The 20,429-nt window shown below is 47.2% G+C and carries 19 protein-coding genes and 1 tRNA gene; 14 read left to right on the plus strand and 6 right to left on the minus strand.

Annotation, left to right across the window (positions count from 1 at the left end; genetic code table 11):
• The first annotated feature begins 95 nt into the window (after positions 1-95).
• Positions 96-1,127 (plus strand): AI-2E family transporter, encoded by a 1,032-nt coding sequence (locus tag AC3WQ3_RS21325; protein ID WP_492473449.1) that lies wholly within the window; start codon positions 96-98, stop codon positions 1,125-1,127.
• A 158-nt stretch (positions 1,128-1,285) separates the two neighbouring features.
• Here the strand turns inward: AC3WQ3_RS21325 and AC3WQ3_RS21330 are convergent, their stop codons facing one another.
• Genes AC3WQ3_RS21330 through AC3WQ3_RS21345 form a run of 4 tightly spaced genes read right to left on the minus strand, consistent with a single transcriptional unit; the run spans position 1,286 to position 4,719 of the window.
• The gene (locus tag AC3WQ3_RS21330; protein WP_492473450.1) at positions 1,286-1,888 is read right to left on the minus strand and encodes a response regulator transcription factor; all 603 of its coding nucleotides are present in this window, start codon (positions 1,886-1,888) and stop codon (positions 1,286-1,288) included.
• A gap of 2 nt (positions 1,889-1,890) precedes the next feature.
• Positions 1,891-3,018 carry a sensor histidine kinase gene (locus AC3WQ3_RS21335; RefSeq protein ID WP_492473451.1) on the minus strand — a complete coding sequence of 376 codons (1,128 nt, stop codon included), beginning with the start codon at positions 3,016-3,018 and terminating at the stop codon, positions 1,891-1,893.
• 8 nt (positions 3,019-3,026) lie between these two features.
• Positions 3,027-3,764, minus strand: coding sequence for an ABC transporter permease (locus AC3WQ3_RS21340; RefSeq protein WP_492473452.1), 738 nt, complete (start codon positions 3,762-3,764; stop codon positions 3,027-3,029).
• A gap of 1 nt (position 3,765) precedes the next feature.
• Positions 3,766-4,719 (minus strand): ABC transporter ATP-binding protein, encoded by a 954-nt coding sequence (locus AC3WQ3_RS21345; protein ID WP_492473453.1) that lies wholly within the window; start codon positions 4,717-4,719, stop codon positions 3,766-3,768.
• Between the two features lie 362 nt (positions 4,720-5,081).
• On the opposite strand from AC3WQ3_RS21345, the gene AC3WQ3_RS21350 reads away from it, so the two are divergent.
• The 7 genes from AC3WQ3_RS21350 to AC3WQ3_RS21380 all read left to right on the plus strand — a co-directional run bounded on the left by AC3WQ3_RS21350 (position 5,082) and on the right by AC3WQ3_RS21380 (position 11,650).
• Complete coding sequence (locus AC3WQ3_RS21350) at positions 5,082-6,032, plus strand: ROK family glucokinase (protein WP_127540603.1); 951 nt, start codon at positions 5,082-5,084, stop codon at positions 6,030-6,032.
• Positions 6,033-6,083: 51 nt separating this feature from the next.
• Positions 6,084-6,983, plus strand: a complete 900-nt coding sequence (rapZ, locus tag AC3WQ3_RS21355; protein WP_095293011.1) for an RNase adapter RapZ — start codon at positions 6,084-6,086, stop codon at positions 6,981-6,983.
• A 13-nt stretch (positions 6,984-6,996) separates the two neighbouring features.
• On the plus strand, positions 6,997-7,983 hold the full coding sequence (locus AC3WQ3_RS21360) for a gluconeogenesis factor YvcK family protein (protein WP_095293013.1): 987 nt from the start codon (positions 6,997-6,999) through the stop codon (positions 7,981-7,983).
• A gap of 6 nt (positions 7,984-7,989) precedes the next feature.
• On the plus strand, positions 7,990-8,928 hold the full coding sequence (gene whiA, locus AC3WQ3_RS21365; RefSeq protein WP_095293015.1) for a DNA-binding protein WhiA: 939 nt from the start codon (positions 7,990-7,992) through the stop codon (positions 8,926-8,928).
• Between the two features lie 135 nt (positions 8,929-9,063).
• Positions 9,064-9,333: an HPr family phosphocarrier protein gene (locus AC3WQ3_RS21370; RefSeq protein WP_017691248.1), complete on the plus strand. Its 270-nt coding sequence runs from the start codon at positions 9,064-9,066 to the stop codon at positions 9,331-9,333.
• A 150-nt stretch (positions 9,334-9,483) separates the two neighbouring features.
• A complete protein-coding gene (locus AC3WQ3_RS21375) occupies positions 9,484-10,239 on the plus strand; it encodes an SIMPL domain-containing protein (RefSeq protein WP_492473456.1) in 756 nt (251 codons plus the stop codon).
• Positions 10,240-10,555: 316 nt separating this feature from the next.
• Positions 10,556-11,650 carry a PdaC/SigV domain-containing protein gene (locus AC3WQ3_RS21380; protein ID WP_492473457.1) on the plus strand — a complete coding sequence of 365 codons (1,095 nt, stop codon included), beginning with the start codon at positions 10,556-10,558 and terminating at the stop codon, positions 11,648-11,650.
• Positions 11,651-11,770: 120 nt separating this feature from the next.
• Here the strand turns inward: AC3WQ3_RS21380 and clpP are convergent, their stop codons facing one another.
• Both clpP and AC3WQ3_RS21390 read right to left on the minus strand, forming a co-directional pair.
• Positions 11,771-12,367 carry an ATP-dependent Clp endopeptidase proteolytic subunit ClpP gene (clpP, locus tag AC3WQ3_RS21385; protein ID WP_095362036.1) on the minus strand — a complete coding sequence of 199 codons (597 nt, stop codon included), beginning with the start codon at positions 12,365-12,367 and terminating at the stop codon, positions 11,771-11,773.
• 176 nt (positions 12,368-12,543) lie between these two features.
• Positions 12,544-12,618: transfer RNA gene (locus AC3WQ3_RS21390), tRNA-Arg, on the minus strand.
• Positions 12,619-13,059: 441 nt separating this feature from the next.
• Here AC3WQ3_RS21390 and AC3WQ3_RS21395 point away from each other — a divergent pair.
• From AC3WQ3_RS21395 to eno, 6 genes are all read left to right on the plus strand, one after another.
• Positions 13,060-14,085 (plus strand): sugar-binding domain-containing protein, encoded by a 1,026-nt coding sequence (locus tag AC3WQ3_RS21395; protein WP_183526475.1) that lies wholly within the window; start codon positions 13,060-13,062, stop codon positions 14,083-14,085.
• A 106-nt stretch (positions 14,086-14,191) separates the two neighbouring features.
• Positions 14,192-15,199, plus strand: coding sequence for a type I glyceraldehyde-3-phosphate dehydrogenase (gene gap / locus AC3WQ3_RS21400; protein ID WP_095293026.1), 1,008 nt, complete (start codon positions 14,192-14,194; stop codon positions 15,197-15,199).
• 149 nt (positions 15,200-15,348) lie between these two features.
• Complete coding sequence (locus AC3WQ3_RS21405) at positions 15,349-16,530, plus strand: phosphoglycerate kinase (RefSeq protein WP_154896771.1); 1,182 nt, start codon at positions 15,349-15,351, stop codon at positions 16,528-16,530.
• Between the two features lie 33 nt (positions 16,531-16,563).
• Positions 16,564-17,316 (plus strand): triose-phosphate isomerase, encoded by a 753-nt coding sequence (tpiA, locus tag AC3WQ3_RS21410; RefSeq protein WP_095293028.1) that lies wholly within the window; start codon positions 16,564-16,566, stop codon positions 17,314-17,316.
• Complete coding sequence (gpmI, locus tag AC3WQ3_RS21415) at positions 17,316-18,860, plus strand: 2,3-bisphosphoglycerate-independent phosphoglycerate mutase (protein WP_095293030.1); 1,545 nt, start codon at positions 17,316-17,318, stop codon at positions 18,858-18,860. The genes tpiA and gpmI overlap by 1 nt, the downstream gene beginning before the upstream one ends.
• Before the next feature lie 238 nt (positions 18,861-19,098).
• Positions 19,099-20,385 carry a phosphopyruvate hydratase gene (eno, locus tag AC3WQ3_RS21420; RefSeq protein WP_095293032.1) on the plus strand — a complete coding sequence of 429 codons (1,287 nt, stop codon included), beginning with the start codon at positions 19,099-19,101 and terminating at the stop codon, positions 20,383-20,385.
• The last annotated feature ends 44 nt before the right edge of the window (positions 20,386-20,429 follow it).

Raw genomic sequence — 20,429 nt, forward strand, 5'->3', positions numbered from 1 at the left:
AGAAGCCGGGAGGCTTCTCTTTTTTTGAAACCAAATGGACATGAGATCGTATACATAATGGGCATATTAGCTGCGAGGTGAAGATTTTGGGGGAAATGATTAAAGAGTGGTTAAAAAATGCAACAGTCAGACGCTTTTTGATTCTGCTGCTGTTTTGTTTGGTCCTGTTCAGCATGGGGAGTATGCTGCACATGATCTTGCTGCTATTTCTAGTGACGTATGTCATGAATCGGTTGCAGCAGTTTATTACGGGGAAACTAAATCGGCTATTTCCGATTAATTATAAAGTCGTCGTCATACTGCTCTATCTGATCGTAATTGCAGCCATTGTGCTGGGTATATCCAGATATTCACCGAGGATTGTCAATCAGGTCATTCAGTTAACCAATGAGATTATGACATTCTTCGATACCGCCGAAGGGGATAATCTGTCAGCCAAAGTGGCCAGCTTCCTCCAATCATACGACATCAAGAACTATGCGAACGATGCATTGAAGTATATATTTGCTCTGAGCAAATGGCTTGAGTTTATTCTGCTGGTCATCATACTCAGTCTGTTCTTCCTGCTGCAGAAGCAGGAGATCGTCAAGTTCACATCCAAATTCAAAACGAGCAAGATCGGTTGGTTCTACAATGAAGTAGCTTATCTTGGGGACAAATTTGTATCGTCTTTTGGTAAAGTGATTGAAGCGCAGCTGCTGATCGCTGTATTCAATACGGCTCTGACCATCCTGGGTCTATGGATACTCGGATTCCCGTATCTGTTTGCTCTGACGATTCTCGTATTCCTGCTGAGCCTTGTACCGGTAGCGGGCGTTATTATATCATTGGTGCCTCTGTGTCTGATCGGCTATCAAATGGGCGGCATACAGCTGAGCATTATCGTTATCGTCATGATTGTCATCATTCATGCACTGGAAACGTATTTCCTTAATCCAAAACTGATGGCACATAAAACAAAGCTGCCGATGTTTTACACGTTTATCGTACTGATTCTGTCACAGCACTTCCTGGGAATCTGGGGCCTTATTATCGGTATTCCGATCTTTGTCTTCCTGCTCGATATCCTGGATGTCAACAAAATGGAGAAGACCGAAGAACCGGTACGTGTGGAAACCAAGCTATAACGAAGGCTCGACGACTCGGTTTAGTGAGGATTATATGGTTAAAAAGTTAAACCGCCTCCCGTAAGGGGAGGCGGTTTTGTTTTGCGCATGGGCCAGAGGCCACATTTATATATATGTAGTTCGCCGTGGATCGCGTCACTGGATGACGCAAATCCGATTCACAACCAGCCTTTCTCCTCAGCCACACTGACCGCTTCCATCCGATTTTTTGCCCCAAGCTTGTTAAAGGCTTCGGACAAGTAATTACGCACGGTACCGTACGAGAGATGGAGTGAGGTTGCAATATGATTGGCGTTCATGCCGGTTGCTGCCAGTTTCAGCACTTCCTTCTCCCGCTCCGTTAAGGGATTTAATTCCTTGGCAGCGCCAAAGACCAGTTCGGGGGACACTTCCCGTCCACCATTCATGACACGGCGAATAGCTTCCGCCAAACGGTCACTTGGCTCGTCCTTCAGCAGATAACCTTGCACACCGGCCTGAATAGCTCGTTCCAGGAAGCCCGGCCGGGCAAAAGTCGTAAGGATGATAATGCGGCAGGTCAGGCCAAGCTGTTGTATACGTTCTGCGACCTCAAGACCCGTCATGACAGGCATTTCAATATCCATTAAGCATAGGTCAGGTTTAAGAGAAGAAATCTGCTGAAGTGCTTCTTCTCCGTTACCTGCTTCACCGATGACCTCTAAGTCGTCTTCGAGATCAAGCAGTGACGCAAGTGCACCGCGCAGCATGCGCTGGTCTTCGGCAATCATGATTCGAATCATTATTACACTCCTCCTTGGGGTTCACTGGCAATCAGCGGAAAGGAAAAGACGAGAATGGTTCCTCTTGAATCAGATGTAATCCGTAGAGAACCATCAATCAGTCCCAGGCGTTCGGACATGCCCTTCAGTCCGTTGCCTGGACGTTCGGTGGAAGGCATGCCCTGACCATTATCCCTTACCGTGATCTGAACGCCATCGTGTGTTCGTTCCAGATGGATCAGACTCTGAGAAGCACCACTATGTTTCACAACATTGGTTACGGCTTCAAGGATGCAGAGACTGGCCATATTCTGGGTCAGGTCCGGCACATCGCCATAAGGCCCCAAATCACCTGTTATTTGAAGCTCAATGTCTGCACTCTTCAGCATCTCTTGGGCGTCGGCTAGCGCTTCAGCTATGCTGATCGCCCGCATGTCAGAGACAAGCTGCCTTACTTCGCGCAGCGCTGCTCGAGAGGTGCGTTCGATCTCACGCGCTTCCTGTATGGCACGTTCGGGATTTTTGGTGATCAATTTGGTGACGAGTTCGCTCTTGAGCGTGATCAAAGAGAGTGTATGTCCCATCGTATCATGCAAATCGCGGGCGATACGCATGCGTTCTTCTCGCTTGATCAACTCCTTGATATGCTGGTTGGCCTCATCCAGCTTCGCTTCCAGCTGCTGACGATCCAGCATGGTTCTGATTCCATAGGGAGATACCAGCATAATCAGGTAAAACGGAGTAAAGAACAGGAGTTGCTCCGCAGTAAATTCCTTGATGTTAACAGCAATAGGAATGGTTTGAACGATAGCAAAAAGCAATAAAAAGCGCCGGAACATTCTTCGCTCCGTATACCACCCGATAAAATTGGCCGAGAAAAAGCCCAAAAAAAACATATTCGAATCAATCACAAGACTCAATATCAGCACGGCAGCCATCTGCAGACCAAGCCAGTAGGAGAATGCGGAGGTTCCAGACGTCATATACAGCTGGCGGTAGGTCAGGATAAATACAATGAATACCGTGACACCGATGTACAAATGCAGTCCATGAGCATTCCATAAATAATAAATCGGCATGGCGAGATAGATCATCCAGATGTAAGGATAAATTCCGTACCGCTTAGGGAAAAGCTCAAAACGCTGAAGCATGTAGAAGATTAAGCCTCCTTTTGTTTGCTGCGGATATAGGTGGATATTAACATAAATACCGCCAAGTATGCTGTCAATAGCAGGATATCCTGCAGTTCAGGTACACCACCGGTTACAATGATCCAGGCTCCATTGCCGAAACTGTAGGAAGGCAGCCAGTGGCCGATTTGTGCAAGCCAGCTCGGCATGACGTCCAGCGGCATCCACATCCCCCCAAGCAAAGCGAGCGAAAGATACAGGGCGTTGCTGAGCCCGGTTGCGGTATCGATGCGGCGGAAGGTGCCAATACACGTACCAAGGGCGAGAAAGGGCAGAGAACCAGCCAAAATCCACAGGGCGGAGCCGATCCACTCGGAGACCGAGAGGGTAACGCCATTAATCAGATAGCCTGCTACAAAAATAATGACAATGGAACACAGATGCATGGCTGTCTGACCAATCATTTTTCCGCCGAAATAAATGGAGTCCGGGAGAGGAGTGACGCGCAGATAGGTGACCCAGCCGTGCACTCTCTCCTGAACGAGCCGGATCCCCAGGGTCATAATGGATGAACCCATAACGCTAAAGCAGGTCATAGACATGAGGTAGTGTGCGTTCCACTCCTTCGCATTTACTGCATCTGTGGTAAAAATGCGGGTGTAGAGAACGTAGAAGATCACAGGCATCAGCAGTGACCAAAATACAAAGTAGACATTGCGGGACATACGAAGCATTTCAACGCGAGATTGGGCAAACAGCATAGACATATCAGTGTTCCTCCTTCATGGTTTCGAGCAAGGTTGCGTAAGCATCGTCCAGTTGTCCGGTTTCAATACGGATCTCCCTAACAGGCAGCTGGCGCATAATGATGACACGAATCAGAGCGTCTGTATCCTGCGTATGAAGAATACAGCGGTCTTTGTAATACTCGATTCTTTCCACTCCAGGTAGCTCTTCAATCTGTGTACGGATGTCCGGCAGAGCAGTATCGGGAGTTATAAGTTCGGTATACAGGTGGCCATCTGGCAGCGAGAAGGAAAGCGTCCGTTTGGCGATTCCGTCTTTGATACGATCAGGCGTACCGTCCGCAATGATGGAACCTCCGGCGAACAGGATAATCCGGTCGGCTGCTTCATCGGCTTCCTGCAGGTAATGTGTTGTGAAGAGTATCGTTTTGCCGTGCTGGGCAAGCTGGCGAATCTGCTTCCAAAAGTATCTTCGGGTCTCGGAGTCCAAGCCAACCGTAGGTTCATCGAAGAAGAGCAAGTCTGGGTCACCTGCCATGGCAAGGGCGAAGTTCAGACTGCGCTTTTGACCACCTGACAGCTTCTCAGCCCTTTTGTTCAGATCCTCAGGCTTTAGACCTGTCAAAGCTTCGATCTTGTCCGCATCCAGCGGGGTAGGATAGTAGCTGCGCACCATACGAATGATTTCCCGAACCGTAAGGCCGTCCATGACACTCACGTCCTGGAGCATGACACCGATGCGCTCGCGAACTTGTCTGTGACCTGGCGGCATCCCCATGACAGTCACTTCTCCTGAGGAGGGAGTGGACAGGCCAAGCATCATGTTCATGGTGGTTGTTTTGCCTGCGCCGTTTGGGCCAAGGATGGCAACGATTGAGCCGCGGTTAATCTTCAGGGAAATAGGGCTGACGGCCAGCTTGCTGCCGAACCGTTTGCTGACTTGTTCAAGCTGTATGATGGTTGAATCGGTATTCATCTGTATTCACGTCCCTTGTCTGTTCTCTAAGATAATTCCATCTTACCGAACGAACTGTGACGGGATTAGTAAGAGTTGTCATGACTTTCAGGTGACAACTGTCATCTTTTACGCATGGAACGAGTGATCATGAAATATCATGAGTTGAGGCTTCCCTTTCTAGTAGGGAAGCGTGAAAGCTTGCGTTTTGGTAGAAGAGAGGAGAGGTTGTATACGTATACATGAAGTGGGTGTGATGTGGTTCACAATCGCGGCGAAGCGTTCTGTATCAATGGTCTTATCGTCTTGACCCAGGCGTATCCTTCAATTATAGTTGGTACGTAGGATTAAACTATTTTAGATAGATAAAGGTGGCTTGCGGCATGTCTGAGAAAATCTACGTTGGGGTCGATCTCGGCGGAACAGCAATCAAGGTCGGTATATGCAATGAACAAGGTCAGCTTATGCATACGTATGAAGGGCCGACAGAAGTGGATAAGGGCGTAGACACGGTCATCGCCAACATCGAGAAGTATGTCCGTCATATCGTGGCAGAATCGCCATATAGCTGGGAGCAGCTTGAAGGTGTAGGAGCTGGGGTAGCCGGGTTCACGAATGTACGCGAGGGTATTATCGTTCTCGCTCCTAACATCGGATTTCGGAATGTAGCCATTCGTTCGGTTCTGGAAGAGCGTCTGGGCAAGCCAGTCAAAATAGATAACGATGCTAACGTTGCTGCACTCGGTGAGGCTTGGGCAGGTGCCGGCAAGGGCGTGGATAATTGCGTATGCTACACGCTGGGTACAGGTGTTGGCGGAGGCTTGATACTGAACGGCAAAATCTATCAGGGATTTTCGGGCATGGCGGGAGAACTGGGTCATGTCAGTGTTGTACCTGATCTGGAAGCCATTCAGTGTGGTTGTGGTAAAATGGGATGTGTAGAAACGGTATCGTCCGCAACGGGCATTATCCGTATGGCTAAGGATGCAGTAGAACGCGGAGATCATACGTCACTTGCGCTTGTGGACAAAATTGCAGCCAAGGAAGTATTCGATGCAGCGAAAGCTGGAGATGAAGTGGCTCTGCGCATCGTAAATCGTGCTGCATTCTATTTGGGTAAATCCATGGCGGCTGTAGCTGCAGTCATAAACCCGGAAATGTTCATCATCGGGGGCGGTGTATCCAAAGCCGGTAATATCCTGTTTGACGAAGTACGTGCTGTATTTGCGAAACTGACACCTGAACCGCTGCAGGAAGGTGTTCAGATCCTGGAAGCAACTCTGGGCAACGATGCGGGAATTGTTGGCGCGGCAGGACTTCTCTTGCGTTCTTAGTAACCTCGGAACCATATGATTAGGCAGCAATATGATAAGGAGGGGACATTTATGCTTGAAGGTGAAGTTTCACCGGGCACAGGCGCCACGCTCATTATCATTACGGGCATGTCCGGAGCAGGCAAAACAATTGCGGTACAGAGCCTGGAAGATCTCGGCTTTTTCTGCGTGGATAATCTGCCACCGGTGTTGATTCCGAAATTTGCGGAACTGATTGAACAATCGAACGGCAAGATCGGTAAGGTAGCCCTCGTGATTGACCTGCGGGGACGGGAATTCTTTACGGCTTTGTCCGAGTCTTTGAACTATATAAAAGATCATTTTACCATTCATTGCGAAATTTTATTCCTGGATGCTACTGATTCCGTCCTTGTACAGCGCTACAAGGAGAGCAGACGCAGACATCCGCTGGCTCCTGAGGGCATGCCGCTTGACGGCATCCGTCTGGAGCGCAAGATGCTGGAGGAGCTTAAGAATTCGGCTACCCAGGTACTGAACACAAGTACGATGAAGCCGGCGCAGCTTAAAGAGCGGATTATTTCCCGTTTTTCTCATTTGGAAAGTCATATGCTGTCGGTGAATATCACGTCGTTTGGATTTAAATATGGCATTCCAATCGATGCGGATCTGGTGTTTGATGTTCGTTTCCTGCCGAATCCGCATTATATTGATCATTTGCGTCCGAATACCGGGCAGAATAGTGATGTATATGAATATGTCATGAAATGGCCTGAGACACAGTCGTTTTTGACCAAACTGCTCGATATGCTGCACTTCCTGATTCCGCAATATCGTAAGGAAGGCAAAAGTCAGGTGATTATCGGGATTGGATGTACCGGCGGCAAGCATCGTTCGGTAGCCATATCCGAATATTTGGGCAAAATGTTGGGAAGCAGCGAAACTGAAGCTGTTACCGTGAGCCATCGCGACGCTGACCGTGATCGTCATTGAAGAGGGTGAAGGGATGAAAGAAGCCGGACCACGAAGAGAACGTCCGAGAATTGTTGTAATGGGCGGCGGAACCGGGTTATCCGTGATGCTGCGCGGTTTGAAAGAGAAGCCGCTGGACATCACGGCCATCGTCACGGTAGCAGATGACGGTGGAAGTTCAGGCATCCTGCGCAACGAACTGCAAATGCCGCCTCCGGGCGACATTCGTAACGTGCTTACAGCGCTGGCTGATGTTGAGCCATTGCTATCGGATATGCTAAAATATCGTTTTAATACAGGCGCGGGGCTTGCAGGCCACAGCCTGGGTAATTTGATTTTGGCTGCAATGACGGATATTTCAGGCGACTTCGTAACCGCAGTGCGGGAACTTAGCCGCGTGTTTGCCGTTCGCGGTGAGGTTTTGCCGGCAGCGGGGCAGGCGGTTGTGCTGCATGCGGAGATGGAGGATGGCTCAATTGTTACAGGCGAGTCCAAAATCCCTGAAGCAGGCGGACGCATTAAACGCGTTTTCCTTGAACCGGATCACGTGGAGCCGTTGCCAGAGGCTGTGGAGGCTATTCGACAAGCAGATGCCATCCTGATTGGGCCAGGCAGCTTGTATACGAGCATTCTGCCTAACTTGTTAGTTCCCAAACTGGCAGAGGCTGTCGTCGAGGCAGAGGCCGTGAAGATGTTTATATGCAATGTGATGACACAGCCTGGAGAGACGGATAACTATACGGTGAGTGACCACCTCAAGGCGGTTCATGAGCACGTGGGGCATCAGCTCTTTGACTATGTTATTGTTAATAATGGTGAAATTCCGCTGCAGGTGCAGAATAGGTATGCGGAAAAAGGAGCCAAACCGGTTGTTTTGGATATGGATGTACTTAAAAGTTCCGGTTATCAGGTAGTTGCGGATACACTTGTTCTGTTTAGAACCTATCTGCGTCATGATGCCGATAAGCTTAGTCACCACATCTATCAGCTGGTACAAAATTGGATGTTACGGAAGAGGTGAAGTCCCATGTCGTTTGCAGCACAGACCAAAAAAGAATTAACCATGATAGAGAGTGAACCGTGCTGCGAAAAGGCGGAACTTTCAGCCCTCATCCGTATGCTAGGTGCGGTGCAGTTATCGAATAAAAAAGTGATCTTGGATATTTCGACGGAGAATGCCGCGATCGCAAGACGGGCATACTCTCTGCTTAAAAAGCATTTTCAAGTGCATACGGAATTGCTTGTCCGCAAAAAAATGCGGCTGAAAAAGAACAATGTATATATTGTTCGTATTCCGTCCATGGTACAGGAGATATTAAAGGATCTGTACATTGTATCGGAAGGCTTTTTGTTTACTCCAGGAATTAATCAGGAGCTGTTACGGAAAAACTGTTGTAAACGGGCTTACCTACGCGGCGCGTTTATGGCGGGTGGCTCGGTCAACAACCCTGAAGGATCCTCGTATCACCTGGAGATCGCATCCATGTATGAAGAGCACTGTCAGGCCCTCGTGGACCTGGCCAATGAATTTCATCTCAATGCCCGGTGTATAGAACGCAAAAAAGGATTCATCCTATACATTAAGGAAGGCGAGAAAATTATTGAGCTGCTCAGCATCATTGGTGCGCATCAAGCCTTGTTCAAGTTTGAGGATGTACGGATTATGCGGGATATGCGTAATTCCGTTAACCGGATCGTCAACTGTGAGACAGCTAATCTGAACAAGACGATCGGAGCTGCAGTGAGACAGATTGATAATATCAAGCTGCTGCAAAAGGAAGTCGGTTTGGAGTCTTTGCCTGAGAAGCTGCGTGAAGTCGCAGAGGTTAGACTGGCGCATCCTGACATTAACCTGAAGGAAGTTGGCGAGCTGTTAAAAGGTACCGTCAGCAAATCGGGTGTCAACCATCGGCTTCGCAAGATTGACGAGTTGGCTGAGAAAGTGCGGAATGAACGTCACGGTTAACGGATTTGGACCTGGTTGAATAGTCAGAATTGTTCTGGTTTTTTTTCTTCTAGTGTCCTGCGCGGGTTAATGGTATAATGTTATAAATATAATTGTGTATTTAATGTCTAGATTTCTAATAGGGGGTAAGTTTCCATGACAAAGCACCCGGTAGTTGTCCGTTTGAAAACGGGTCTCCATGCCAGACCTGCGGCACTGTTCGTTCAAGAAGCGAATAAGTACTCATCTGAAGTGTTCGTCGAGAAGGACGACAAAAAAGTTAATGCAAAAAGTATCATGGGGATCATGAGCCTTGCAATCAGTACTGGTACAGAAATCCAAATTAGTGCTGAAGGCGCGGACGCCGAACAGGCTGTAAACGCTTTAGTGAGTTTGGTGAGCAAGGAAGAACTTGAAAACCAATAAGATATGATTAACATGACATGAAGAAGTCCCGCAAGGGGCTTTTTTGCGTTATGGGCATAATCAAGTGCAACATTTTGGAAAATGTCTCCGTCTGTTAAGGTATCAAAATGCTTTGAGATTGAGATCTTAAATATAAGGAGGCTATGCGTAATGGGTAAACATTGGATGAAACCGCTTGGTGCGGTATTGGTGGCAGGAACATTGCTCGTTGGTGGTACAGCGTGGGTGTCGCCGGGGAATTATGCCTATGCTGCAGAAGTACAAGGGGTACAGCAAAATGTGATAAATGTCGTGGGTAAAGGTGAGATTCAGGTAAAGCCGGATATCGCTTATCTATCGATCGGAGTGAATAGCACGGCTGAGACAGCAGCCTCCGCCCAGAAGGCAAATGCCGCAAAAATTCAAAAGGTATCCAACCTGCTGAAGAATACGTGGAAAATCAGTGCAGACGACATTCAGACCAGTCAATTCTATGTACAGCCAAACTATACGTATAGCGATAAAGAAGGTCAGAAAGTTAAAGGCTATACCGCTCATCATACGTTGACGATTACGTACCGCGAAATGGACAAGATTGGTGAACTGCTGGATGCTGCTTCGCAGGCAGGTGCCAACAATATCGAGAATGTACGCTTTATGGTAGAAAATCCGGAAAACTTCGAAGCACAAGTGATCGAGAAGGCAGTAGCCAATGCAGATGTGAAAGCAGGAGCGATTGCCAAGGCGGTTAAACGTCAATTGGGTGCTGTGTTGTCTGTAACTCAAGGTGATGCCAATGTGCCTGTGCTCTATGCAACAGAAAGTTCGACGGCCAAGGACATGGCAATGTCTGCTGCGGGTACAGAAATTGAAACAGGTCAGGTTAAAGTAAGCACAACGCTTAACATTACGTATGAAATGAAATAACTGTAGACGTAGATGAAGATATGAAGAGACTGTGTCCAATCGGGCAGGGTCTCTTTTGTTATATAGAGGAGCTTTAAAGGAGTTAGGCATTAACATCCCTACTTTAACGAGAATAATGAGGTTGATTTGATGTCTTTTTTGTATATTTGTTCGTGACAAAACCTTTACCAAATGGATTTGGATTGAACAACATTGTAACTGGTGCTGTAAACCTTTCCTGAATTGGGTTAATTATAATATAGAGGTGAGCGTATGAGATATGCGATCAGGATACATACGCAATAAACCATAGGCAAATTCGAGAGGAGTTTTATATATGACATCATGGAAAAAGTGGACAAGTGCATTACTCGCGGCAGGAATCATTGTAGGTAGTGGGGCGGTATGGCAGGATAACTCCGTGCAGGCAGCTTCGGTTACTTCCAAAGTTACGGCATCCACAGATGTTACATTGAAGTCTGCAGGCAAAACGTTGACACAAAAGGGACTTTTACAAGGTGGATCGACGTGGGTATCCCTCACTGCTGTTAAGGATGTGGCTGGTGGTACGTTAACCTATAACGCAAAAACAAAAGAGTACACACTGACTGCAGCGAATAACACGATGAAAATCAGCCTGGCGGATGGTGAACCGTCGCTAAGAGTAAATAATTATTATCCTAACGTTGAAGCGAAGCTGATCAAAGGACGTCTGTACATTCCATTTTCAGCGATGAGAGATTATTTGGGTGTTCAAGGCAGCTGGGATGGTAAAACCAAAACACTGGCACTGAGCAAAGTGAAGCAAAATAGCGTAAAAGTGAAATCAGCAACTGTGAAAGTCGACATCAAAAATGCTGAGGTAGATATTCAATATCCGCAGGTGAGTGGACTTGCTAGCGATGAAGCCGAAGCGGCTATCAACAAAGTATTGAAAGATGAAGTGGATACATTCGTAGCTGCTTTCAAAAAGCAAACGGCAGAATACGGAACGGCAGCAGCAAACCGTCCATATGCATTTGAGAGCACCTATGTGGTGACGTACAACGAAAACGGCGTGCTGGGATTGGTAACTCAGCGTTATGAGGATTATGCCGGAGCACACGGGATGACTACACGGACAGGTCACACCTTTGCACTGGATACAGGTAAAGAGCTAAGTCTTGATGATGTGCTGCAAAACAACAAGACGATGCGCGATACACTTGGCAAAAAGGTTGGTGAACAGCTTAAGGCTCGCGGTGGTTACCTGGACGGCTATAAAGGGCTGAACAAGGATCAGGACTTCTATGTAACACCTACAGGCGTAGTCGTGTTCTTCCAACTGTATGAGTACACTGCTTATGCAGAGGGTTTCCCGGAATTCCCGTTTACGTACAAAGAGTTACTTCCTAAAGGCACACAGCCATTCAGTGGAATTGCAGCAGAGTAATTTTTCGATATCATTCTAAAAAAAGAGCGCCCCTCGTCATGATCATGACAAGGGGCGCTTCTTCGTAGTATGAACAGGTCAATCGGCCAGTTCATATTCTCAATATACAGTTACCTCGGCTTATACGCCTTGGGAGCCAACGTTTTCGATGACTTTATCAATGATACCGTAATCGGCAGCTTCAGCAGCACTCATGAAGTAGTCACGGTCTGTATCTTTCTCGATGCGCTCCAGTGGTTGACCTGTGCGCTCAGCGATGATGCGGTTCAAGGTATCACGCATTTTCAAAATGCGGCGGGCGCGGATTTCGATATCCGAAGCCTGACCTTGTGCACCGCCCAGCGGCTGGTGAATCATGATCTCACTGTTAGGCAGTGCAAAACGTTTGCCTTTTGCACCTGCATTGAGCAAGAATGCGCCCATCGAAGCTGCCATACCTACACAGATGGTAGATACATCAGGTTTGATAAATTGCATTGTATCGTAAATGGCCATACCGGCTGTAATGGATCCGCCTGGGCTGTTGATGTATAGATGAATGTCTTTCTCCGGATCTTCCGCAGCGAGGAACAACATCTGTGCCATGATGGCATTCGCAACAACGTCATTTACATCGCTGCCTAGAAAGATAATACGATCCTTCAGCAATCTGGAATAGATGTCATAGGCGCGCTCACCGCGGTTGCTCTGTTCAACGACCATAGGAATATAACTCACGTGAAAAACCTCCTCGGAAATGTACATGGAATAGTGTATCTATTTAAACTGTTACCGTATTACCCACATCATAAACAATTTCAAACAAAAAGTCAAAGAAAGTCAAACTAACTTTGAAAAAAAAGAAACCTTTACGGTTCCATTGGTTAAAAGGGTTATGAGTTGCTAATCAAGAATGGCGCGCCCGCCAAGAATCGAACTTGGATCTCAGGCTTCGGAGGCCTACGTCATATCCATTGGACCACGGGCGCACGTTGATGTGACAGCAATAATGATTATAGCTCATGGAGTCCTGAATTGCAAGAGATATGATCAAGCTTATGGTTTGGAATGACCTGAAATTGATCATGATGATGAAGAATGGATAAAGAAAGCATTTAAGTAAATGCTAAGAGAAGTTTTGGACAGGTTGCATGAAGCACGATCCTGGAGTCAATAGAAGCGATATATAGATGAGAAATTTGATTTTCTTCTATATATGGTGTAAATGCGGCTGCACTTTCCGGTGGAAGTCGGAGATTGTGAAAATAAGCGCGTACATTGGCCCAAAACGTTGTGAAATAAGGCTTTTGAAACACTTGCATGTCACGTCAGTTTTAGGTAGAATAGACGTGGGACTTAAAAAGTTAACCCGGGACATTTTAGGGCCATGAAAGAGAGCTTGGAACGAGAAGCTTGCGGGAGTGGAAAGCATGCGAACGATTTTAGAAGTGCAAAAGCAGCTTCTGCCTGATCTCATGGATGTCTTGAAGAAGAGGTATACGATTCTGCACCAGATCATGTTATCGGATGTGATCGGGAGAAGGACGTTAGCCAATTCCATGCAGATGACCGAGCGGGTTCTGAGGGCTGAGACCGATTTGTTAAAGGCTCAGGGACTTATTGAAATTGACAGTGCAGGGATGAAGATCAGTGAGGCAGGGCATGATTTGCTGCAGCAATTAGAGCCAGTAGCCAAAGAGCTGTTCGGATTATCCGAGCTGGAAGAACGCATCAAGCAAGCCTACGGTCTGCAAAAGGTAGTTGTCGTTCCCGGCGATTCGGACATTTCTCCATTTGCCAAACGGGAACTGGGTAAGGCTGGGGCAAAGGCTCTTAGTCAGGTAATGAATGATAACGACGTTGTTGCCGTAACAGGCGGATCAACAACGGCAGGAGTAGCAGAGCAGCTGACTCCGCCAACATCGCTTAAAGGTGTCTGGTTCGTACCGGCACGCGGCGGATTGGGAGAAAGCCTCGAAATTCAGGCCAATACGATTGCATCGACAATGGCAAAACGGGTAGGAGCACAATACAAACTCCTGCATGTACCGGATTTGCTTAGTGATCATGCCTATGAATCGTTAATTCAGGACCCTAGCGTCCAGGAGATTCTTCAGCTGATCCGACAGTCACGCATCGTAATTCACGGAATCGGTGATGCCGTGGAGATGGCGCGAAGACGCAAACTTGCAGCGGAGATCATAGAAGAGCTTCAGGAGCAAGGAGCCGTATCTGAATCCTTCGGTTATTATTTTAACGATCAGGGTGAAGTGGTACATACCATGCTCACTCTGGGCATGCGACTTCAGGATATTGAACGGACCGATGTGGTGATCGGAATTGCGGGTGGCAAAAGTAAGGCGGCTGCCATTCATTCCGTACTGCGATTCGGACAGGAAGATATTCTGATTATTGATGAGGCAGCTGCCGAAGTCATCGTTGCCGAAATGGAATAAAGTTTTTCTTTTACCACAACTCTTGTTGTCTTGACGGACTTCACCGTCTGTCTTGAATATATAGCTTCATAAAAAAATTAAATCAAAACTTGGGAGGAACTTACTCATGATTAAAGTAGGTATTAACGGTTTTGGACGTATTGGTCGCTTGGCATTCCGCCGTATTCAAAATGTAGAGGGCATTGAAGTAGTAGCAATCAACGACTTGACTGACGCTAAAATGCTGGCTCATTTGCTTAAATATGATACAACTCAAGGTCGCTTCGATGGCGATGTTGAAGTACACGACGGCTTCTTCAAAGTGAACGGCAAAGAAGTTAAAGTACTGGCTAACCGTAACCCAGAAGAACTTCCTTGGGGCGACCTGGGCGTAGACATCGTTCTGGAATGTACTGGATTCTTCACAACTAAAGAAGCAGCTGAGAAGCACCTTAAAGGCGGCGCTAAAAAAGTTGTTATCTCCGCACCAGCTACTGGCGACATGAAAACCATCGTTTACAACGTAAACCATGAAATCCTCGACGGTACTGAAACTGTAATCTCCGGCGCATCTTGCACAACAAACTGCCTGGCTCCTATGGCAAAAACACTGCAAGACAAATTCGGAATCGTTCAAGGTTTGATGACTACAATTCACGCTTACACTGGCGACCAAAACACATTGGATGCTCCACACCCTAAAGGTGACTTCCGTCGTGCTCGCGCAGCAGCTGAAAACATCATCCCTAACACAACTGGTGCTGCTAAAGCAATCGGTTTGGTTATCCCTGAACTGCAAGGTAAACTCGACGGTGCAGCTCAACGTGTACCAGTAGCTACTGGTTCCCTGACTGAGCTCGTAACTGTTCTTGGACAAAAAGTAACTGCTGATGAAGTTAATGCAGCAATGAAAGAAGCTTCCGATCCACAAACTTTCGGATACACTGAAGACGAAATCGTATCTTCCGATATCCAAGGTATCACTTTCGGTTCCCTGTTTGATGCAACTCAAACTAAAGTTCTGACTGTGGGCGACCAACAACTGGTTAAAACTGTAGCTTGGTATGACAACGAAATGTCCTACACAGCTCAATTGGTTCGCACTTTGGAGCACTTTGCAAAAATGATTAAGTAATATCTGCAATAACATAGAGCGGAAACAGATGCTATTGTTTCCGCTCTTTATCTATCAACATTTTGCAAATTTCTCAAAAACACCAGGGTTGACAGGGGATTTGGGCTCCTGATCGGTCCACCAAATACATGGGTGCGGAGGAAATACAGATGAACAAAAAAAGTGTACGCGATATCGAATTGACAGGAAAACGGGCTTTTGTCCGTGTAGATTTCAATGTGCCGCTCGAAGATGGTAAAATTACAGATGACAAACGTATTCGTGCAACACTGCCAACGATCAACTACTTGATCGAAAAAGGTGCAAAAGTCATTCTTGCGAGCCACATGGGTCGTCCAAATGGCGAGGTTGTGGAATCCTTGCGTTTGACTCCAGCGGCTGAGCGTTTGTCCGAGCTGCTCGGTAAAAAAGTGGTTAAAGCTGACGATTCCATCGGTGAAACCGTTAAAGCGCAAGTTGCTGAACTGAACAACGGTGACGTATTGTTGCTTGAAAACGTTCGTTTCCATGCAGGCGAAGAGAAAAACGATCCAGAACTGGCAAAACAATTTGCAGAACTGGCTGACGTTTTCGTTAACGATGCTTTCGGAGCAGCTCACAGAGCACATGCTTCAACAGAAGGTATCGCTCACTTGCTGCCAGCAGTATCCGGTCTTTTGATGGAAAAAGAACTTGAAGTGCTCGGCAAAGCCATTTCCAACCCTGAGCGTCCTTTCACTGCAATCATTGGCGGATCCAAAGTTAAGGACAAAATCGATGTAATCGACAACCTGCTTAACATTGCAGACAACGTAATCATCGGTGGTGGTCTGTCCTACACATTCATGAAGGCTCAAGGCCACGAAGTAGGCCAATCCCTGTTGGATGAGTCCAAACTGGATGTAGCTCTGGGCTTCATCGAAAAAGCAAAAAAACTGGGTAAAAACTTCTATCTGCCAGTAGATATCGTCATTTCTGATGATTTCAGCGCTAACGCAAACACAAAAGTAGTTGAAGTTGGCGACATTCCTGCAGATTGGGAAGGTATCGACATCGGTCCTAAAACACGTGAGATCTATGCTGACGTTGTTAAAAACTCCAAACTTGTAGTATGGAACGGACCAATGGGCGTATTCGAAATCGAGCCTTTCTCCCACGGTACTCGTGCAGTGGCAGAAGCTTGTGCAACAACGGATGCTTACACAGTAATCGGTGGTGGCGACTCCGCAGCAGCAGCTGAGAAGTTCAAACTGGCTGATAAAATGGACCACATCTCCACAGGTGGCGGTGCATCACTGGAATTCATGGAAGGCAAAGTGCTTCCAGGCGTAGTTGCATTGAACGATAAGTAAGTTTTAAGCTATAGCATGAAGGAGTTGAAAACCATGAGAACACCGATTATCGCAGGTAACTGGAAAATGTTCAAAACGGTTTCCGAATCCAATGACTTCATTCAGGAAGTTAAAGGAAAAGCGGAAGTTGAAGGCGTGGAGACTGTAATCTGTGCGCCGTTTACGAATCTGCCTACATTGGTAGAGGCTGTGAAAGGCACAAACATCAAAATTGGTGCTCAAAATCTTCACTTTGAAGACAACGGTGCATTCACTGGTGAAATCAGCGGCGTAATGCTGAAAGACCTGGGCGTGGATTATGTAATCATTGGTCACTCGGAGCGCCGTCAATATTTTGCGGAAACCGATGAGACTGTCAATAAAAAGCTGCATGCAGCATTCCGTCATGGATTGACTCCGATCTTCTGTCTTGGTGAGACACTTGAAGAGCGTGAAGCGAACCAAACAAAAGACGTATGCAAAGTGCAAACGGAAGCTGCTTTTGCAGGTTTGTCTGCAGATCAAGCGGCACAAGTGGTTATCGCTTATGAACCAATCTGGGCGATTGGTACAGGTAAATCCTCCACATCCCAAGATGCGAATGAAGTTATTGCTTACATCCGCAGCCTGGTGAAGGATCTGTACGACGAGAAGGTTGCAAGTGCAGTTCGTATTCAATACGGCGGCAGTGTTAAACCAGAGAACGTAACAGAATACCTCGGACAAAGCGACATCGACGGCGCGCTTGTTGGCGGTGCCAGCTTGCAGCCGGCTTCGTTCATCGCGCTTGTTGAGGGGGCGAAGTAATGACAGCTCCAAAACCTGTAGCACTGATCATCATGGATGGCTTTGGTCTTCGTAACACGGTGGAAGGCAACGCAGTAGCGCAAGCCAAAAAGCCGAACTACGATCGCTTCATGAGCCAATTCCCACACACAACTCTCACTGCTTGCGGTGAAGCTGTAGGTTTGCCAGAAGGGCAAATGGGGAACTCCGAGGTAGGACACCTGAACATTGGTGCCGGCCGGATCGTATACCAGGATTTGACCCGTATCTCCAAATCGATTCGTGACGGAGAGTTCTTCGACAACGAAACACTTGTCAAAGCTGTGCGCGAAGCGAAACAAAACGGTAAAAAGCTTCACCTGTACGGATTGTTGTCTGATGGCGGCGTACATAGTCACATCGACCACTTGTTTGCCATGCTGGATCTGGCCAAAAAAGAAGAAATGAATGACGTTTATATTCATGCCTTCCTGGATGGCCGTGACGTTATGCCGGATAGCGGTAAAGACTTCATGAAGAAGCTGATCGCCAAAATTGAGGAAGTCGGTGTAGGACAAATCGCAACGGTTCAAGGTCGCTACTACGCGATGGACCGTGACAAACGTTGGGAACGTGTTGAGAAATCATATCGTGCCATCGTTTATGGTGATGGACCAAAATACAACGATCCACTCAGAGCGGTTGAAGAATCGTATGAGAAGTCCGTATTTGACGAATTCGTTGAGCCAACGGTTATCGTTAAAGCGGATGGTGAGCCGGTAGGTTTGGTAGAAAGCGGCGACTCCGTAATCTTCCTGAACTTCCGTCCTGACCGTGCGATTCAGCTGTCGCAAGTATTCACGAACAAGGATTTCCGTGGTTTCGACCGCGGTCCGAAATTCCCAGAAGGCTTGCACTTTGTCTGCCTGACGTTGTTCAGTGAAACGGTTGAAGGTTATGTGGCTTACTCGCCTAAAAACCTCGACAATACACTGGGTGAAGTTCTGGTTCAGAACAACAAGAAACAGCTGCGTATTGCTGAAACCGAGAAATACCCGCATGTTACCTTCTTCTTCAGCGGTGGACGTGATGTTGAGCTTCCAGGCGAAACTCGCGTGCTGATCAACTCACCAAAAGTTGCAACGTACGATCTGCAACCGGAGATGAGCGCTTATGAAGTAGCTGACGCATGTGTTCGCGAGATTGAAGCAGACAAACATGATGCGATCATTCTGAACTTCGCCAACCCGGATATGGTTGGACACTCCGGTATGCTGGAGCCTACCATTAAGGCGGTTGAAGTGACAGATGAGTGCATGGGACGTGTTGTTGATGCAGTGCTTGCCAAAGGCGGCGTTGTACTCATCACTGCTGACCATGGTAACGCGGATATGGTATTCGATGAGCAAGGACGTCCGTTCACTGCTCATACAACGAACCCGGTTCCATTTATCGTTACAGACCCTAACGTAACCTTGCGTGAAGGTGGAATTCTGGCCGATATCGCGCCAACGATTCTGGACTTGATGCAGTTGCCTAAACCGGAAGAAATGACAGGTACTTCTGTTATCGCTACCCGTAAATAATTCGTTTAAATAGGTTGTTGAATAAGACAAAGTGGAACCTGGAACGAAGCAGGCAGAACCAATCTGAAGAAGCAACGCGTTCGCCTTTATCACATGATTCCAACTTATGAAGATAAGTTCATAGGAATCAGGGGATAACAGCGATCGGAAGATGGTACTGCATGCGGAGTGGTCTGGTGGAACTTAATTATTCTGAACGTATTAAAAATAAATTCAAATTTAAAGGAGATTATCACTCATGACTATTATTTCTGACGTGTACGCTCGCGAAGTCCTCGACTCCCGCGGTAACCCTACAGTTGAAGTTGAAGTATACCTGGAGTCCGGCGCAATCGGACGCGCAATCGTTCCATCTGGTGCATCCACTGGTGCCCACGAAGCTGTTGAGCTTCGCGATGGTGACAAATCCCGCTACCTGGGTAAAGGCGTTCTGCAAGCCGTTAAGAACGTAAACGAAACAATCGCTCCAGAAGTAATCGGTATGGACGCTTTGGATCAACTGGGTATCGACAAAATGATGATCGCTTTGGATGGTACGCCAAACAAAGGTAAACTGGGTGCTAACGCAATCCTGGCTGTATCCATGGCTGTAGCTCGCGCAGCTGCTGACGCTCTGGACCTGCCACTGTATGTTTACCTGGGCGGATTCAACGCTAAAGCATTGCCAGTACCAATGATGAACATCATCAACGGTGGTGAGCATGCTGACAACAACATCGATGTTCAAGAGTTCATGGTTCTTCCTGTTGGAGCACCAACATTCAAAGAAGCTCTTCGCGTAGGCGCAGAAATCTTCCACAACCTGAAATCCGTACTGAGCTCCAAAGGCCTGAACACAGCTGTAGGTGACGAAGGTGGTTTCGCACCGAACCTTGGTTCGAACGAAGAAGCAATCACTACAATCATCGAAGCGATTGAAAAAGCAGGATACAAACCAGGTGTTGACGTATTCCTGGGTATGGACGTAGCTTCCACTGAGTTCTACAAAGATGGTAAATACACACTTGCTGGCGAAGGTAAATCTTACACTTCCGCTGAGTATGTTGACCTTCTGGCTTCATGGGTTGAGAAATACCCAATCATCACAATCGAAGACGGTATGTCCGAAGACGACTGGGATGGTTGGAAATTGCTCACTGAAAAATTGGGTGACAAAGTACAACTCGTTGGTGACGACTTGTTCGTAACGAACACGGAGCGTCTGGAAAAAGGTATCAACGAAGGTATTGGTAACTCCATCCTGATCAAAGTTAACCAAATCGGTACGCTGACTGAAACATTCGATGCAATCGAAATGGCTAAACGTGCAGGATACACAGCTGTAATCTCCCACCGTTCCGGTGAGTCCGAAGACAGCACAATCGCTGACATCGCGGTTGCAACAAACGCAGGACAAATCAAAACAGGTGCACCTTCCCGTACAGACCGTATCGCGAAGTACAACCAATTGCTCCGCATCGAGGATCAACTGGGCGAACTGGCACAATACAATGGTCTTAAAGGATTCTACAACCTTAAAAAATAAGCTGTGTTCACAGCTTCCAGGGCAAGCCGGGTAACCGGCTTGTC

Source organism: Paenibacillus sp. FW104-T2, assembly GCF_058789975.1.

Coding starts and splice junctions, on each gene's coding strand:
- AC3WQ3_RS21325 (WP_492473449.1), top strand. CDS start 96: ATGATTAAAGAGTGGTTAAAAAATGCAACAGTCAGACGCTTTTTGATT.
- AC3WQ3_RS21330 (WP_492473450.1), bottom strand. CDS start 1,888: ATGATTCGAATCATGATTGCCGAAGACCAGCGCATGCTGCGCGGTGCA.
- AC3WQ3_RS21335 (WP_492473451.1), bottom strand. CDS start 3,018: ATGCTTCAGCGTTTTGAGCTTTTCCCTAAGCGGTACGGAATTTATCCT.
- AC3WQ3_RS21340 (WP_492473452.1), bottom strand. CDS start 3,764: ATGTCTATGCTGTTTGCCCAATCTCGCGTTGAAATGCTTCGTATGTCC.
- AC3WQ3_RS21345 (WP_492473453.1), bottom strand. CDS start 4,719: ATGAATACCGATTCAACCATCATACAGCTTGAACAAGTCAGCAAACGG.
- AC3WQ3_RS21350 (WP_127540603.1), top strand. CDS start 5,082: ATGTCTGAGAAAATCTACGTTGGGGTCGATCTCGGCGGAACAGCAATC.
- rapZ (WP_095293011.1), top strand. CDS start 6,084: ATGCTTGAAGGTGAAGTTTCACCGGGCACAGGCGCCACGCTCATTATC.
- AC3WQ3_RS21360 (WP_095293013.1), top strand. CDS start 6,997: ATGAAAGAAGCCGGACCACGAAGAGAACGTCCGAGAATTGTTGTAATG.
- whiA (WP_095293015.1), top strand. CDS start 7,990: ATGTCGTTTGCAGCACAGACCAAAAAAGAATTAACCATGATAGAGAGT.
- AC3WQ3_RS21370 (WP_017691248.1), top strand. CDS start 9,064: ATGACAAAGCACCCGGTAGTTGTCCGTTTGAAAACGGGTCTCCATGCC.
- AC3WQ3_RS21375 (WP_492473456.1), top strand. CDS start 9,484: ATGGGTAAACATTGGATGAAACCGCTTGGTGCGGTATTGGTGGCAGGA.
- AC3WQ3_RS21380 (WP_492473457.1), top strand. CDS start 10,556: ATGACATCATGGAAAAAGTGGACAAGTGCATTACTCGCGGCAGGAATC.
- AC3WQ3_RS21395 (WP_183526475.1), top strand. CDS start 13,060: ATGCGAACGATTTTAGAAGTGCAAAAGCAGCTTCTGCCTGATCTCATG.
- gap (WP_095293026.1), top strand. CDS start 14,192: ATGATTAAAGTAGGTATTAACGGTTTTGGACGTATTGGTCGCTTGGCA.
- AC3WQ3_RS21405 (WP_154896771.1), top strand. CDS start 15,349: ATGAACAAAAAAAGTGTACGCGATATCGAATTGACAGGAAAACGGGCT.
- tpiA (WP_095293028.1), top strand. CDS start 16,564: ATGAGAACACCGATTATCGCAGGTAACTGGAAAATGTTCAAAACGGTT.
- gpmI (WP_095293030.1), top strand. CDS start 17,316: ATGACAGCTCCAAAACCTGTAGCACTGATCATCATGGATGGCTTTGGT.
- eno (WP_095293032.1), top strand. CDS start 19,099: ATGACTATTATTTCTGACGTGTACGCTCGCGAAGTCCTCGACTCCCGC.